This is a genomic window from Tepidamorphus sp. 3E244, from assembly GCF_046159835.1.
Classification (GTDB): Bacteria; Pseudomonadota; Alphaproteobacteria; order Rhizobiales; family Tepidamorphaceae; genus JACKJK01.
The window spans coordinates 681,908-696,634 of the sequence record NZ_JBJXCY010000001.1 but is presented as its reverse complement, the minus strand read 5'-3'; the positions used below and the strand labels follow the sequence as shown (position 1 = coordinate 696,634).

16 protein-coding genes are annotated in these 14,727 nt (G+C 65.0%); 2 read left to right on the top strand and 14 right to left on the bottom strand.

Features of this window, described 5'->3' with window-relative positions; all coding sequences use genetic code 11:
- Positions 1 to 137 precede the first annotated feature (137 nt).
- The 13 genes from ACKTEK_RS03265 to ACKTEK_RS03205 form a co-directional block, all read right to left on the bottom strand.
- Positions 138 to 1,373 (bottom strand): alpha/beta fold hydrolase, encoded by a 1,236-nt coding sequence (locus ACKTEK_RS03265; protein ID WP_409163806.1) that lies wholly within the window; start codon positions 1,371 to 1,373, stop codon positions 138 to 140.
- Between the two features lie 50 nt (positions 1,374 to 1,423).
- Positions 1,424 to 1,930 carry a cytochrome c-type biogenesis protein CcmH gene (locus ACKTEK_RS03260; RefSeq protein ID WP_409163805.1) on the bottom strand — a complete coding sequence of 169 codons (507 nt, stop codon included), beginning with the start codon at positions 1,928 to 1,930 and terminating at the stop codon, positions 1,424 to 1,426.
- On the bottom strand, positions 1,927 to 3,909 hold the full coding sequence (locus ACKTEK_RS03255) for a heme lyase CcmF/NrfE family subunit (protein ID WP_409163804.1): 1,983 nt from the start codon (positions 3,907 to 3,909) through the stop codon (positions 1,927 to 1,929). The genes ACKTEK_RS03260 and ACKTEK_RS03255 overlap by 4 nt, the downstream gene beginning before the upstream one ends.
- Before the next feature lie 4 nt (positions 3,910 to 3,913).
- The gene (gene ccmE / locus ACKTEK_RS03250) at positions 3,914 to 4,360 is read right to left on the bottom strand and encodes a cytochrome c maturation protein CcmE (RefSeq protein WP_409163803.1); all 447 of its coding nucleotides are present in this window, start codon (positions 4,358 to 4,360) and stop codon (positions 3,914 to 3,916) included.
- A gap of 46 nt (positions 4,361 to 4,406) precedes the next feature.
- A complete protein-coding gene (ccmI, locus tag ACKTEK_RS03245; RefSeq protein ID WP_409163802.1) occupies positions 4,407 to 5,519 on the bottom strand; it encodes a c-type cytochrome biogenesis protein CcmI in 1,113 nt (370 codons plus the stop codon).
- 148 nt (positions 5,520 to 5,667) lie between these two features.
- Positions 5,668 to 7,077, bottom strand: a complete 1,410-nt coding sequence (locus ACKTEK_RS03240; RefSeq protein WP_409163801.1) for a hypothetical protein — start codon at positions 7,075 to 7,077, stop codon at positions 5,668 to 5,670.
- Positions 7,078 to 7,216: 139 nt separating this feature from the next.
- Complete coding sequence (locus ACKTEK_RS03235) at positions 7,217 to 7,699, bottom strand: RT0821/Lpp0805 family surface protein (RefSeq protein ID WP_409163800.1); 483 nt, start codon at positions 7,697 to 7,699, stop codon at positions 7,217 to 7,219.
- 176 nt (positions 7,700 to 7,875) lie between these two features.
- Positions 7,876 to 9,252, bottom strand: a complete 1,377-nt coding sequence (locus ACKTEK_RS03230) for an ATP-binding protein (protein ID WP_409163799.1) — start codon at positions 9,250 to 9,252, stop codon at positions 7,876 to 7,878.
- Complete coding sequence (locus ACKTEK_RS03225) at positions 9,252 to 9,914, bottom strand: response regulator transcription factor (RefSeq protein ID WP_409163798.1); 663 nt, start codon at positions 9,912 to 9,914, stop codon at positions 9,252 to 9,254. Before ACKTEK_RS03225 ends, ACKTEK_RS03230 begins: the two co-directional genes overlap by 1 nt.
- A gap of 59 nt (positions 9,915 to 9,973) precedes the next feature.
- Positions 9,974 to 10,330, bottom strand: a complete 357-nt coding sequence (locus ACKTEK_RS03220; protein ID WP_409163797.1) for a hypothetical protein — start codon at positions 10,328 to 10,330, stop codon at positions 9,974 to 9,976.
- A gap of 115 nt (positions 10,331 to 10,445) precedes the next feature.
- Positions 10,446 to 11,528: a DNA-packaging protein gene (locus ACKTEK_RS03215; protein ID WP_409163796.1), complete on the bottom strand. Its 1,083-nt coding sequence runs from the start codon at positions 11,526 to 11,528 to the stop codon at positions 10,446 to 10,448.
- Positions 11,461 to 11,853, bottom strand: a complete 393-nt coding sequence (locus ACKTEK_RS03210; RefSeq protein ID WP_409163795.1) for a hypothetical protein — start codon at positions 11,851 to 11,853, stop codon at positions 11,461 to 11,463. Before ACKTEK_RS03210 ends, ACKTEK_RS03215 begins: the two co-directional genes overlap by 68 nt.
- Positions 11,854 to 12,498: 645 nt before the next feature.
- Positions 12,499 to 12,732, bottom strand: coding sequence for a hypothetical protein (locus tag ACKTEK_RS03205; protein ID WP_409163794.1), 234 nt, complete (start codon positions 12,730 to 12,732; stop codon positions 12,499 to 12,501).
- Between the two features lie 280 nt (positions 12,733 to 13,012).
- On the opposite strand from ACKTEK_RS03205, the gene ACKTEK_RS03200 reads away from it, so the two are divergent.
- Both ACKTEK_RS03200 and ACKTEK_RS03195 read left to right on the top strand, forming a co-directional pair.
- The gene (locus tag ACKTEK_RS03200) at positions 13,013 to 13,780 is read left to right on the top strand and encodes a hypothetical protein (protein ID WP_409163793.1); all 768 of its coding nucleotides are present in this window, start codon (positions 13,013 to 13,015) and stop codon (positions 13,778 to 13,780) included.
- Positions 13,781 to 13,798: 18 nt separating this feature from the next.
- Entirely contained in the window at positions 13,799 to 14,170 is a 372-nt protein-coding gene (locus tag ACKTEK_RS03195) for a hypothetical protein (protein WP_409163792.1), read from the top strand.
- A gap of 17 nt (positions 14,171 to 14,187) precedes the next feature.
- Here ACKTEK_RS03195 and ACKTEK_RS03190 read toward each other — a convergent pair whose 3' ends face one another.
- Positions 14,188 to 14,628 carry a YcgN family cysteine cluster protein gene (locus ACKTEK_RS03190; protein WP_409163791.1) on the bottom strand — a complete coding sequence of 147 codons (441 nt, stop codon included), beginning with the start codon at positions 14,626 to 14,628 and terminating at the stop codon, positions 14,188 to 14,190.
- Between the last annotated feature and the right edge of the window lie 99 nt (positions 14,629 to 14,727).

Here is a 14,727-nt window from a genome sequence, read left to right as displayed (position 1 = left end):
TCATCTCCTCGATTGGGGCCTCTGGAACGCGAGGCAGGAAACCTGTCGATGGCGAGGAGATATGAAGGGGCGCGCGTTACGGCCACCTGTCCGGCGTATTAAATAATTGTAAGGTTGGCAGGCAGCAGAGCTACGGATCAGTCCAGACGCGTGACGATGTTGACCGATCCTTCCAGCGAGCGATGGACGGGGCACTTGTCCGCGATTTCCAGCACCTTGCCGCGCAAGTCACCCGAGACGCCGCCCTCGACCGAGATCACCCGCTCGAAGCGGTCGACCTTGCCGCCGCGCTCGATGAGTTCTTTCGCGCAGTCGCCGCAGTCCTTCGCATGGACCTTGCCATGGGTGACGGCGACCGAAACCTTGCCGAGGTCCAGTCCCTTTCGCCCGGCATACATGCGCAGCGTCATTGAGGTGCAGGCCCCCAGCGATGCCGACAGCAGGTCGTAGGGCGTGGGTCCGGTGTCCAGCCCGCCATAGCTTTCCGGCTCGTCGGCCAAAAACGCGTGCGCGCCGACGCGCACGCGCTGCTGGAACTTGCCCTGCCCGGTCTCGCTGACGATGACGGCGTCGCCGTCGACCGCTTCCAGCGGTTCGGACTGCGTTGCCGCCGCGCCGACGTATCGCCTTGCCCAGGCGGCGATCATGCCGGCGGCAAACGTGGCATTGGCCTCCCCCGTCAGCAGGTGATCGGCGCCATCGAGTGAGACAAAGCTCTTGGGATGCCTGGCGGCGACAAAAATCTCGGTCGCATTTTCGATGCCGACCGTCTCGTCGGTGGGCGCATGCATGACGAGCAGCGCCTTGCGAAGGTTCGAGATGGCGGATTTCAGGTCGCTCGCGCGGGCCTCCTCCACGAACTTGCGGGAAATGGTAAAGGGGCGGCCAGCGAGGCTGACCTTCGCGGCCCCCTCGCGCTCGATCTCTTCCAGCGCACCACCGAAATGCTCCAGCACGTGGGCGGTGTCGGCGGGTGCGGCGATGGTCGCGACCGCGCGGCAATCATCAATTCGGGAGGCGGCGGCCAGCACGGCAGCACCGCCGAGCGAGTGACCGACCAGCAGCGCCGGCGGGGCAACGCTTTCGCGCAGCCAGTCGGCAGCGGCGACAAGGTCATCGACATTGGTGGAGAAATCGGTGTTGGCGAAGTCGCCATCGGAGCCGCCAAGTCCGGTGAAATCGAACCGGAGCACGGCGTAGCCCGCCTCTGCCAGCCCTTGGGCGATGCGACTGGCGGCGAGGCTGTCCTTGCCGCAGGTAAAGCAATGCGCGAAGACCGCTGCCGTGCGCGGTGTTCCCTCAGGCAGGTGAAGCCGCGCGTCGAGCGAAACGCCCTGCGCACCGGGGAAGCTCACTTTGCGGGTCTCGGCCATTGCGGTCCTCTCAAGGTGTTGCGAACCGCATGCGACTGAAGTGCGGGCCGTCAGGTCTCTTGGTTGAGCAGCGCTTCGATGCGCGCTTCTTCTTCCGCGCTCAGCGGCACGGGTGCCTCGCGGCGGCGGCGTGCATTGCGCGCAAACACCGCCACCGACAGCAACGCGCCGAGCAGCAAGAGTGCCGCAGGCGCAAGCCACAGCAGAATGGTGTTCCGCGACAGCCGCGGCGAGAGCAGAACATACTCGCCGTAACGCTCGACAACGAAATCGATCACGTCCTCGTTGCTGTCACCCTCCTGAAGGCGTTCACGCACGAGAATGCGCAGGTCGCGGGCGAGCGGCGCGTCGGAATCATCAATCGACTGGTTCTGGCAGACAAGGCAGCGCAGGCCGGCGGAAATTTCGCGGGCGCGCGCTTCCAGTTCGGCGTCCTGAAGGATTTCATCGGGCTGGACCGCGAAGGCCGGATCGGCAGCCGGCACGGAGACCAGGCCGATCACAAGCGCGGCAGCAATGTGCCGCAGGAATCCGCGCAGGGTCGCGATCGTGGTCATTCCGCCGGCACCGCTTGCATCTTCGCGCGCTGCGGCGCGCCGACACGAAGCCGCCTGTCACTGAGCGACATGGCCCCGCCAAAGAACATGACGAGCGCGCCGAGCCAGATCAGCGTCACCAGTGGCTTGTAGTGGACCGTCACGGCAAATCCGCCGCCGTCCTGCGGGTCGCCCAGCGTCACGTAGAGCTGTGAGAAGCCGAAGGTGATGATGCCGGCCTCTGTCGTCGGCTGGTTCTTGGCCGTGTAGACGCGCTTGGCAGGCTCGGTCGTCGCGACCACGCTGCCGCCAGAGCGCACGGTGAACTGGCCAACGATATCGCGGTAGTTCGGCCCCTCGCGCGGGACAGCGCCCTCAAAGGTGACGTTGTAGCCGGAAACCTCGAGAGATTCGCCGGGCTGGAGAACCTTCACGGCCTCGCCCTGAAACGCCGTCACGGCGACGACGCCAATCACCGTCACGCCAACGCCAGCGTGCGCCGTCGCGGTGCCCCACGCGGATGCCGGCAGGTTGACCATGCGCCGCCAGGTTTCAGAGGCCGCCACGCGGCCAAGCTTTGTACGGAAGGCGATTTCGGATGCTGCGCCAGCGATCAGCCAGACGCCGAGCATCAGACCAAGCGCTGCCACCGGCACCGTGCCGGTCGCGTACCAGCCGAGCGCCAGCCCTCCGACCACCGCCAGACCGGCGGCCAGCGCCAGACGCTGCGCGGCAGCCAGCGCATCCGCCCGCTTCCACGCCAGCATCGGGCCGAAGGGCACGGCCAGCAGGAGCGGCACCATCAGCGGGCCGAAGGTCTTGTTGAAGAAGGGCGGGCCGACGGAAATCTTGACCTCGCCATTGGTCACCGCTTCCAGCGCCAGCGGGTAGAGCGTGCCGACGAAGACCGCGCCGCAGGCGGCGGTCAGCATCAGGTTGTTGAAAACCAGCGCGCCTTCCCGGCTCATCGGCGCGAACAGTCCGCCCGGGCGCAGCTTGGGCGCACGCCAGGCAAACAGCGCCAGTGCGCCGCCGGTGAAGAACATCAGGATCATCAGGATGAAAAGCCCGCGCTGCGGGTCGGAAGCAAACGAGTGCACCGAGGTCAGCACCCCGGAGCGCACGAGGAACGTCCCGAGCAGGCTCAGCGAGAAGGTCAGCACCGCCAGCAGGATGGTCCAGATCTTCAACGCCTCGCGCTTTTCCATGACGATGGCTGAGTGCAGCAGCGCGCCACCGGCAAGCCACGGCATGAAGGATGCGTTCTCCACCGGGTCCCAGAACCACCAGCCGCCCCAGCCGAGCTCGTAGTAGGCCCAGTAGGAACCGACTGCGATGCCAAGCGTGAGGAACATCCAGGCGGCCAGCGTCCATGGCCGCACCCAGCGCGCCCACGCAGCATCGACCCGGCCAAGTATCAGCGCGGCAACGGCGAAGGAGAAGGCAATCGAGAAGCCGACATAGCCCATGTAGAGAAGCGGGGGATGGATCGCGAGGCCGACATCCTGAAGGATGGGGTTCAGGTCACGGCCCTCGCCCGGCGCCGGGTTGAGGCGCAGGAACGGGTTCGACGTGACAAGGATGAAGGCGAGGAAGGCGACGGAAATCCAGCCCTGCACCGCGAGCGCGGTGGCGCGCAGGGCCTCTGGAATGTTGCTGCCGAACAGCGCGACCGCCGCGCCGAAGATCGTCAGGATCAGCACCCAGAGGACCATCGAGCCTTCGTGATTCCCCCACACGCCGGAGATCTTGAAGATCAGCGGCTTGGCGGTGTGGGAGTTCTGGTAGACGTTGATGACCGAGAAATCCGACTGGACATAGGCCAGCGTGAGGCAGGCAAACGCCGCGCCCACGAAGACGAACTGCGCCAGCGCCGCGGTGCGCGCCGTCTGCATCATGGCAACATCGCCACGGCGCACGCCGTAGAGCGGCAGCACGCCCTGCACCAGCGCCAGCACAAAGGCGAGGATGAGTGCGAAATGTCCTGTCTCGGGGATCATCGCCCTATTCGCCCTTGCCCTGTTCCTGCCAGACGCCCTGCTTCTTCAGTGCGTCGGCAACCTCGCGCGGCATGTAACTTTCGTCGTGCTTGGCGAGCACCGAGTCGGCCACGAACACGCCTTCGGAATCGAACCGCCCCTCGGCGACCACGCCCTGCCCCTCGCGGAACAGGTCCGGGAGCGTACCATCATAGACGACCGGAACCGCCGCGGTGACGTCGGTGATCGTGAAGGAAACGGTCGTGCCCTGGCCGCGCACCACGGACTGCTCCTCGACAAGGCCGCCCAGCCGCAGCCGCACGCCGGGGTCGACAGGCTTGGCCTGCACTTCGGTGGGCGTTGCGAAGAAGACGATGGTGTCCTGGAACGCGTAGAGCACGAGGCCGACCGCCAGCGCGAGAACGCTTCCGGCGGCGGCGATCAGGGTCAGGCGGCGCTGTTTGCGTGTCATGGGCGGGCGATGCTCGCGTTCAAATGTCTGGCAGTGTTAGGGAAAATCACGATTCATTCTCGGCTTGCGGGCTCTCGGCGTCGATGCGGCCCAGTGCCGCGTCGTCACCGGCAAATTGCGCGCGGGCCTTGTCTGCGGTTTCACGCGCCTCATCGTCACGGCCCAGCACACCATAGGCGCGAATAAGGCGCAGCCATTCCTCAAGGGTGCCCTCGCCACTCTCCAGCCGTTCGGCGAGCTGGGAGACCATGCCCTCGATCATCTGCTGACGGTCGTCTGCCGACATCTCCTGTGCAGCGGCAACCTGCTCTGACGTCGGACCGGGCCCAGGCTCCGCGCCAAGCGAGGCAAGCCGTTGTCGAACGCGCTCACGCCATGCGCCCGCCGGGTCCTGAGACAGAGCGAGAAGGCTGTTCCAAGCCGCGATGGCCGCATCGCGGTTGCCGTCCTGCTCCTTGGCAATTGCCAGGAAGAAGCGCGGCTTGATGGCTTCCGAATCGAGTTCCAGGGCACGCTCGAATGCTGTCTGTGCATCCGCTCCGACGAGCCCGTCGCTGCTGGCAACGAGCATCTCGCCGTAGTCGGCCTGCATCTCGGCTGTCTCGCCTTGCAGGCGCAGGGCGTTGGCATAGGCGCGCGCGGCATCGTCGAACCGGCCCATGCGGCGGTAGACTGGGCCCAGCACTTCCCAGCCGCGCCCGTCGCGCGGGTTGTCTGAAAGGTGCTTTTCAACGCGCGCAACCAGCAGTTCCATGTCTTGGTTTTCTGCTGCGGCCTGAATGCGCGCGCTCATCGGCTGGCCCGGAAGGTTGGGCGAACCTAGCGCGACATATCCGGCAACCGCGAGGACGGGGACGGCGATGACGGTGGCGAGCAGCGCGGGCCGCGCGGCCCCTGTCACCGCGCGGGAGCGTTTGGCGATGCGGTCTTCTTCGGCGAGCAGGCGGCGGGAAATCTCGATGCGGGCGCTGGCGGCTTCTTCCACGCCGATGACACCGCGCGACTGGTCGCGCTCCAGTTCGCCCAGTTGCGCCTTGTAAACTTCAAGGTCGGCTGACGTTGCCGAAACCTGTTCACCCGTGCGCGCACGAGCCAACGGCGCCGCCACGAGGGCGACGGCCAGTGCTGACAATCCCGCAAATACGATCCAGAGCAGCAACGTGTCGTCTCTCCCGCGCGCAGGCCGATTTTCCGGCCCGTCCATCCTGCCTCTTGTTGCACACAGATTCCGGACAAGATTTGGGCGGCAATGTTGCGGCAGCGCAAATGCCGGTCAAGGCGGCATATTGACCGAGGCCTGGAGCGGCTCAGGCTGCGCAGGAGTCTTCGCGCTCGGGAAGGCGCAGGCCGGCAACCTCGCAACTGCGGCGCAGGAGCGCGGCATATTCCTCGCCGAACAGCGGGACCGAGGTGCGGTACAGGGCATCGAACCGGACATCCAGCACCGCCCTGTCGGCGGGCGATGCCTGCCGCGCCTGCTGCGGCAATGCGCGGGCTGCGGTGTCGAAGAAGTTCTCGACGGCCGCGTGAACACGGGTGACGCATTCGTTGAGCGCGAGCTCCGAGCGCAGCGGGCGGATCGCCATCAGTAGTTCGGCGGACGCGATCGCGTGTTCTGTATCGATAGCGTCCGGCATGCCGAGGCCCGGCACGTTGGGCTGAATACCCAGCCGCAGCACGGCAAGCGTGCGCTCCAACGTGTCGCGCAGCGTGTCAGCAATGCGCCGGCGCTTGGCAGCAAGGCGGGTCGCCCAGTCGGACTGGCCGTCGAGGTCGATTGCGACCGTCAGGCTTGTGCTGATTTCGTGGAAACGGCGCACGGCCGGGATGACGCCGTCCGTGACCTTCCATTCCCCAAGGCGCGCAGCGACGAGTTCGACGAGGATGTCGAGTTCGTTCAGCAGCGCGTTGGCGACGCAGGCATAGCGCGAACGCATGAGCTTGCCCGGATCGTCCGAACCTTCGGTCGCCGTCAGCAGGTGCACCAGCGAGCCGGGATTGGGCAGCCGGCCGAGAGTCATCACAACGGGGTAGACCAGTTCCTCGTCCGAGAACGGCGCAAGCGCCTGAACCAGGCGGGCGCGCAGTGCGTCATCGGCAAGTGTCGCCTCGGAGATCGCGAACCGCGAGGCGGCGCGAAATGTCTCCAGCCGCCCGCCCATGGACACGATGGCGGTCAGGTCGGCGAGTTCTTCAAGGGCATGGGGCGCATTGATGCGGGAGCGGTTGCGACCGAGTTCGCCGGGCATCGAGGCAGCGAGCTTCCGCAGATCCAGCAACGCCTTGTAGACCACGTCACGCTGGTCCTGCAGCGGGGTGCGCGAGGGCCGGTCAAAACAGGTGAGCTGCACCGCGTGTTCGCAGGCGGCGGCTGCAATCTCGTCACCGCCCTCCCCACGCGCCAGCACCTGCCAGATCTTGCGCAGCGCCTCGGCGCTGATGCGACCGCGATGCTTGCGATCCGTCACGACATGGATGCGGAACGGCTCGGCGTCGGCAAACGCTGCCCGCTCGGGCTGCGCTGCCAGCTTGCCGAAGCGCCCGGAGCTGCGCAGCGCCTGGCGGGCCGATTCGAGAATGAGGGAGTTGGAGGCGTCGAGGTCGTCGACGATGGTCACGCGGTCGAGCTCGTGCACAAGGCGCACGAGGGCTCCGGCCGGCAGCGTCTCGAGATACGCTGAAAGCTTGATACCTTTTTGACCGGCTAGTTCAGCCATACGCGACCTTGACGCGAGATCTGCACTCTCTCGGCGAGAGGGTGATGAGAAAACTCATCAATCGTCGCAATATCGCGTTAATGAACGGTTCCCGCACCGTCAAAAGCCTAGGCTTCGGGCGCGGGAACCGGACATTTCATCAGTTGACGGGAGCCCAGGTGCCGTCCGCGTTGCGGCAGGCCACGCCCTTGGCTGTCTGCGGGCGGCCGTCGATATAGATGGTGTGGGTGTATTCGCGGCAGTTGCGGCCCGCATTCTGGTAGGTCTGGCCGGGAACGACCTCGCCATACACGTTGCGGTCCGGGTTGCGCCACACGACCGGCGAACCGGACTTGGAATATTCCAGCGCACGGTATTCGGCTTCCATCGCGCGGCGACGGTCGGCTTCATCGAGCGACTGGCCGATCTTGGAGCCGATCAGGCCGCCGGCGACGACGCCGAGTGCCGTCGCAACCGCCTGGCCACGGCCACTGCCGATCTGGTTACCGATGACGCCACCGGCCACAGCGCCGGCAACGGTGCCGATCGTCTGGTTGGGGCCGGGCCCGGTGCCGTCTGCGCTGCAGGCGGCGAGGGAAACGGTCATCGCCGAAACGAGTGCCAGGGAAACCGGCTTCTTCATGATGGTAGTGCCTTTCGAACAACACTGCGCCACGCCCGTGCGCGGGGAGGCAGGCGCGCGGCCGGAAACATCATCCGATGTGCCGGCAAGAAAAAATATCGTTCAGCCCCGACTGACCCGGCGCGGAATTGGCCAGAGGAATCAGGCCGGATCATGGCGATCCCGCGCCAGCCTTATCAATTGCCAGCTCTTGGTAAACGCAGCCTTACCCTTAATCCGCCGCGCGGACTTTCCAGCAGCACGAGCGCGCCGCCGTAGAGCGTGACGAGTTCATCGACGATGGCGAGACCAAGGCCGGAACCGGGCGTCGCCTCGTCCAGCCGGTTGCCGCGCTGGAACACGAACTCCCGTTCTTCCGGCGGCACGCCGGGGCCATCGTCATCCACCGCGAGAACGAAATGATTCTCGCCGGGCTCCACCGTCACCTTCACGTTGACGCGCTTCTTCGCCCACTTGAAGGCGTTGTCGATCAGGTTGCCGAGGATCTCCTCAAGGTCCTGCTTCTCGCCGCGAAAGCGCACCGTGTTGGAGCACTTCACCTTGAATGTGATGCCCTTGTCGGCATGGATTCGCTGCATGGCGCGTTCAAAGGATTCCAGCACCGGGCGCACCGGGGTCGCCACGCCGATGACGCGGGAATTGGCCGCCATGCGCGCCCTGTCGAGGTGGTAGGAAATCTGCTGCTCCATGGTCGCTGTCTGCTCGCGAACCTGGGATGCAAGGGAATCGTCGCGCTTGCCCGCCTCGTTGCGCAGCACCGTCAGCGGCGTCTTCAGCGCGTGGGCAAGGTTTCCGGCATGGGTGCGGGCGCGCTCCACAGTGCGGCGGTTGGCACTGATGAGGCCGTTGATCTCGTTGACGAGTGGTGTCACCTCGGCAGGGAAATCGCCCTCCAGCCGGTCGCGGTCGCCGGAAACGACCTCCTGCAGCGCGGCGCGCATGCGGCGCAGCGGGCGCACGGCAAGCGCGCCGAGGATCATGGTAATGGCGATCAGCCCGATGCCGAAGATCGAGAGGTAGAGGACGATCTGGCTGCGGAAATCGTCGATGCCGGCTGTCAGGTCGGTACGCGAGCCGGTAAGGATGAAGGTGACGTCCGTACCCGGCTCGCCGACGACGAGGCGCTGCTCGACCGCGCTGACCAGTTCGCCGCGCGGATCGGGTATGACGGCGCGTCGCGTGAACTCATCGCTCAGCGGCACGTCTTTCGTGTCGGGCATCCGCAATGTCTCGCCCGCCAGCGATGGCGAGCGCGCGATGACCTCGCCGGTGGTGGTGTACTCGATCTGCCAGTACCAGCCCGACAGGGCCGAGCGGAACTGCGGGTCGGCCAGCGCAGGCTCCGCGACCGAGATCGTGTCGCCCTGGAAATCGGCCTGTGAAATGAGATTGAGAAGCGAGGATTGGAGGCGCTTGGCGAAGTCGGCTTCCGCCGTTTCGCGGTAGGCCGCCGTCAGCGTCAGCCCGGCGATGACGAGAACGAGAACGCTCCACAGGATCGCCAGCGCCAGCAGGCGGAGCGTCAGCGCCCGGCGCCACATGGCGGGCTGCATCACTCCGGTGCTTGCAGGCAATAGCCCAGCCCGCGCACCGTCTGGATTACGTCGACGCCGAGCTTCTTGCGCAGGCGGCCGACGAAGACCTCGATGGTGTTGGAATCGCGGTCGAAGTCCTGATCGTAGAGATGCTCGATCAATTCGGTGCGCGACACCACCTTGCCCTCGTGGTGCATGAGATAGGCGATGAGGCGGAATTCGAGCGCGGTCAGCTTGATGGCGTTGCCCTCGACGGTGAGGCGCGAGGCGCGCGTGTCGAGCCGCACCGGTCCGCAGACAAGTTCGGCGCTGGCATGGCCGGCGGCACGGCGCACCAGCGCGCGGACGCGGGCCAGCACTTCTTCCATGTGAAAAGGCTTGGCGACATAGTCGTCGGCGCCGGCATCGAAGCCCGTCACCTTCTCGCTCCACTTGTCGCGGGCGGTGAGGATCAGCACCGGCATCTTGCGCCCTTCCGCGCGCCAGGCTTCCAGCACACGGATGCCATCCATCTTCGGCAGGCCGATATCGAGGACGACAACGTCATAAGGCTCGGTGTCGCCGAGGAAGTGGCCTTCCTCGCCATCCTCGGCGCGATCGACCGCGAAGCCGGCATCGGCAAGGGCCGATGCAATCTGGTCGTTGAGATCGGGATCGTCTTCGACAACGAGGGCACGCACGGCCGTTCTCTCTTCTTCTTGTCAGGAATCGCATGTCGCGAAAGCTGACTTTGCGTCACTCAGCCTGCGGGAACAACAATCGTCTGCGGCGTAGGTGGGCGGCTGCGGTTTCGCGACGGCACGAGCACCACCAGCCGACAGCGGTTGCCACCAACGAGATTGGCCGAAATCACGCGACCGCCGGTCTGCGCCTCGACGCGGGCAATCGCCGCGCCGCAGCCGGCATTGGCCTGCTCGACGCGGGCCGCGCGGCCCGGCAGGGACGGCGCACGCGTGGCGCGTTCGACCTGCTTTTCGGCAGCGCGCGTGTGAACGCCGCCACCAAACGGTGCGAAGGAATGGGCCTCAGCGCCCAAGGGCGCGAGCACCAGGAGCGCTGCGACGAGCGCCAAGGAAATGACAGGTGTCTTGATCATGGGAGCGGTGATACCCCGGCGCGCCTGAACCGTCGATGAACGATCATGCAGGATCGCACGAGATTTGCCAGCAGCGACCTGAATTGCCGAGCTTTCGCTGCTTTCAGGCGGAAACCTAGCGCGCCATTGGCACGTCCGGGTCCACCTGCCGCAGCACGGCCTCGACCATCTCGCCGCCCTGGTTCACCTCGGCGACGATGCGGTCGGCGTTCAACCGCCTGTAAAGCCCGATTGCACGGCGCGCCCATGCGGCGGGGCTTGCACCCTGCACGCTCGCATCCGCCAGCACGTAAGCATTGCCGTAGCCATCCGCGCCGGCAGCCACGATGCCGCAGGCGTCCGCGCCGGCAGACGATGACGCGGGCGGGTCCACTGCCACGACGATGCGGCGCAAGTCATCCGGTGCCGTCGCCACGCGGGAGGCATCGACCAGCCCTCGCGGAAACAAGGTGTCGGGCCGGTCGTCGATCATCTCGCCGTCGAGTTCCTGCCGCCCCAGCCGGGTGCCGGAATAGCGCCCCACGACATCGCGCAGGAAGCCGTCCGCCAGGTTGCTGGCATTGGCGGTCGTCGCCATCCGGGTCACCACGACGCCGGCGCCCTCGCGCTTCAGCAGCGCGCGCAGCAGCGGCACCGGGCGCGGCGTCGTGGTGATGACCTGCCGGGGCCGAAGCCCGACGCGCAGGCCGAACTGCAACTGGTCGAAGGCCGCCTCGCCGAGCCGCCACTTGGCGACCTCGTCCAGCCAGGCGGCGGCAAATTGCGGCCCGCGCAGGGCCTCGTGGCTCTCGGCGGAATGCACGTAGGCGCGCGCGCCGTTGGGCCATTCCAGCATGCGGCGCGCCGGTTTCCAGTCCGGGCGCTCGCTTGCCTTGTGGATCGCGAGCAGGCCGGAGGACCCTTCCACCATCACCGCGCGGGCCTCGTCATAGGTTTCGCCGACCAGCGCAATGGGGCTGACCGGCATCTGCGCCCCCTCGCTTAGGCCAAGGGCTGCGGCGCGCACGAATTCCGCGCCGGAACGCGTCTTCCCCGCGCCGCGCCCGCCGAGGATCAGCCAACTCGTCCAGTCGCCGGGTGGGGGTTTCTGCTCGGCCCGGCCCCAGAAGGCCCAGTCGCGCAGGATGTCTTCAAGGGCGTGAGCACTCAGCAGGGCCAGCGTCGGCCCCACCTGCCCGGTTCGCGCATAGTCGGCCAAGTCGCTCAGCAAGTTCGCGGCGAAGTGCTTCGATATCGGGTCCTCCGCCATCGGCCTCCTTGGAATTGCCGCCCTCGCCGCCTGCCTGTTCAGCCGTCAGGTCGCGCAGGGATTCATAGGCCCGCACCAGGACGCTCAAGGTGCGCGCGTCCTTCTCGGCGGTCGCCGCATCGGGGGGCGCGTCGTCCTCGCCGGGCTTGGCGGACATGCGCGCCTCGAACCGGGCGGCCTGGTGCGTCAGCGCCCGCCAGAGCGCAGCGAGGCTGTCGCCGCCGGGCGGAGAACTCCCCGCCGCAGCGTCGTCGGATAGACTGTCGGTTGTCATGAAACTCCGGGGTGTTGCCCGCGAGAGAATGTGTGCGCCGGCGCGGGACGCTGTGTGCCGCCGTTGGCCGCGAACGCAAGCGACCCGCCGCAGGTTCGCCGCGCGAAACCGCCGGGGAAGCCGCAACCGCCTTGCGGCCGACTTATCCGGTCAGCCCCGCCGCGAGACGCAATTTGTGAGCATGCAAGAACCCTACACGAGCAGCGTCACGCTGTCAAGGAATTTTTTCCTAGCACACCCAATTTCAAAACTACGCGTTAAGGGTGGACGCGCAGACGGCGCGCGACAGCAGCGGCCTTAGTGTGTCGTCTCATCTTCAAAGTATTCTTTAGCAATTAATGAATTGTCAGCCACGTGTGTTGGCTCACCATCGACTACACCTCGATGGGGCAGACAAATCATTAACGGATTGCCATCTAGTATCACAAAAACTGTACCGATTTCTTGGTAATATAGATCCGGCTCTTTTCCCACTTTGGCAGTCATGCGTTCGCCATTGTGAATATAGCTTATTTTGTAGATGCGCTTACGCTAATTGGCCGACCCAGAAATTTCGCAATGCTCCCCCAAAACCGATTCCGCTTCAATCCGGTCGCAGGCTTCAGGGATAAAAACTTAGGCAACGCATATCTCCATTTTTCATATTCATAAATATCTTAATATTACATCTACTAATATTGCGATAAATGCTAAAGCTGCAATCAGACCTGTAAAACAAGCCGTATTTTTAACGGATTTAGCTGTATTCATAGACTCAACGGCGGACCTCCTCTGAAATTCCGCCATCACAGCTACATAAGCAGCACTATCAATCCGCACCTTCTTCAGAATCTCTACGAGCTGTTCGTTTGTTTTTTCTGGATATTCATTATTTGGCATAAGCAATAACCACTGAATGTTTCTCTGTTAAACTTAAATATGCCTAGCTGATGGATATTGCAAGATCGACTGGATTCGATTTCAGTTCTGGACTCGGAAATCTGCCGTTCCGATTTCCAACCACCGAATGCACCACATTGCTCGGCTGTATTTCCGTCAGGCCTTCTATCATTGGTGGTAAAGGGCGGACGCAGCCAAATTGGATTGAACGCAACAAATTTTTCTCTACCCAACTGCTCCTCAGCGCTACAGTCGCTTTAACCACGGGGGATCGGTTCGCATGAAAGAACTCAACGACCTGCTCGATGCCTGGCCGATCATCGATTTCCGGCCGCCGCCCGGTTTCGAGCCGCAGGCAAGCGGTTCAGAGACGCTGACGCCGGTCGCGCCCGCGCCTGCCGCTGCGAAGAAGTCGGCGAGCAGCGACGACCATGACGCGCTGTCGGGCATGACGTTCGGGATCAGCTACCGCGACCATGCGGGCGAACAGAGCCGCCGCACCATCACCTGCGAGCGGGCGATGGACTCACCGGACGGAACCGTCATCCTCGCCCATTGCCACCTGCGCGAGGCGATCCTCGCCTTTCCGCTGGAGGGCATCGAGGCGATCACCGACTACCGCACGGGCGAGACGCTGGGCGACCCGGCTGGCCTGCTGGCCGCCTTCGGCGCAGGGACAAGCGAAACGCCGCTCGGGCAGTTGATCGAGCGCACCCGCGCCAGCGTGCGGATGCTGGTGCACTGCGCCAACGCGGACGGCGAATTCGCCGATGCCGAGCGCGACGTGATCCTCGACTTCATCGCGGACGCCGCAGCCCGCGCACCCGTGATCCAAGGCGTATCGCGCGATCACCTGTCGCGCTGGATCAACGCGCTGAACCCCACCGCCGAGCAGCTTGCCCGCGACGTGGCGCATGTTTCCGGCAATGCGGAGGAAATCGCGCGGCTGACCAAGGCCATGTCGCACCTCATCGTGGCAGACGGAGACTTGGCCGATTCCGAAGTCCTCGAAATGCGCAAACTGCTGGACGCGGTGAAGGCGCGCTGAGGCTTGAAGCTCCGCCGCATGACGACACACATTGCTGCGTTCTCGCTGGGTGCCGCCGTCGCCGCGATTGCAGTTGCCTTGTACGTGTCAGGTTCGTTTCGGCCTCCGCCCGAGATTTTCGCCGGTATCGACGGACCAATGGGGGAAGAGCGATACGGCCGGGAAGCGACGGCAATCTTGCGGAAGCGTGTTCCCATCGGATCGGATGTCAGCATCCTCCACGACCTGCTTCAGGCGCAGGGCTTCAAGCCGTACTGGTCTGACACCACGGGGATGCAGGCCGGCTACCTTCATGGGCTTTGCGGTGCGCTCTGGAGCGTGAACTGGGTCGTCAGCGGCGACAGAAAGATCGAGCAGCTCGACGTCGCTTATTCAAACGCTTGTGCCTGAGCGACAGTATCCAACGCCTAGCCGCGCTCGCCCCACTCCGTGATGCGATCGGGCAGGTCGTCCTCGTCGATTTCGTCTTCGCTGATGGTCTTGTGGCGGATGGAGACGCCGGCCTCGTGCACGGTCTCGGTGCTGCCTGACACGAGATGATGCCACCAGTAGAGGTCGCGCCCCTCGCCCACCAGCCGGTAGGCGCATGTGGCGGGAAGCCACTGGAGGTTCTCGACGGCCTCCAGGTCGATCTTCAGGCAGTCCGACACGCGCTGGAAGCGGTGCTCGTAGTCCTTGCAGCGGCATGTCGAGCCGTCCATCAGCACGCAGGCGACATCGGTGGTGTAGACCTTGCCTGTGTCCTCGTCCTCGAGCTTCACCAGGCAGCACAGCCCGCACCCATCGCACAGCGATTCCCACTCGGGCTGGGTCATGTCGGCCAGTTGCTTGTCGCGCCAGAAGGGCATTTGCCCCCGTCTCCTGAACCAAGATGCGCCGTAGCGCCGTTATTCCGCCGCCTTCGCGCGCGAGACCGTTTGCAGGTTAACCGGACGGCTGGTCCCGGC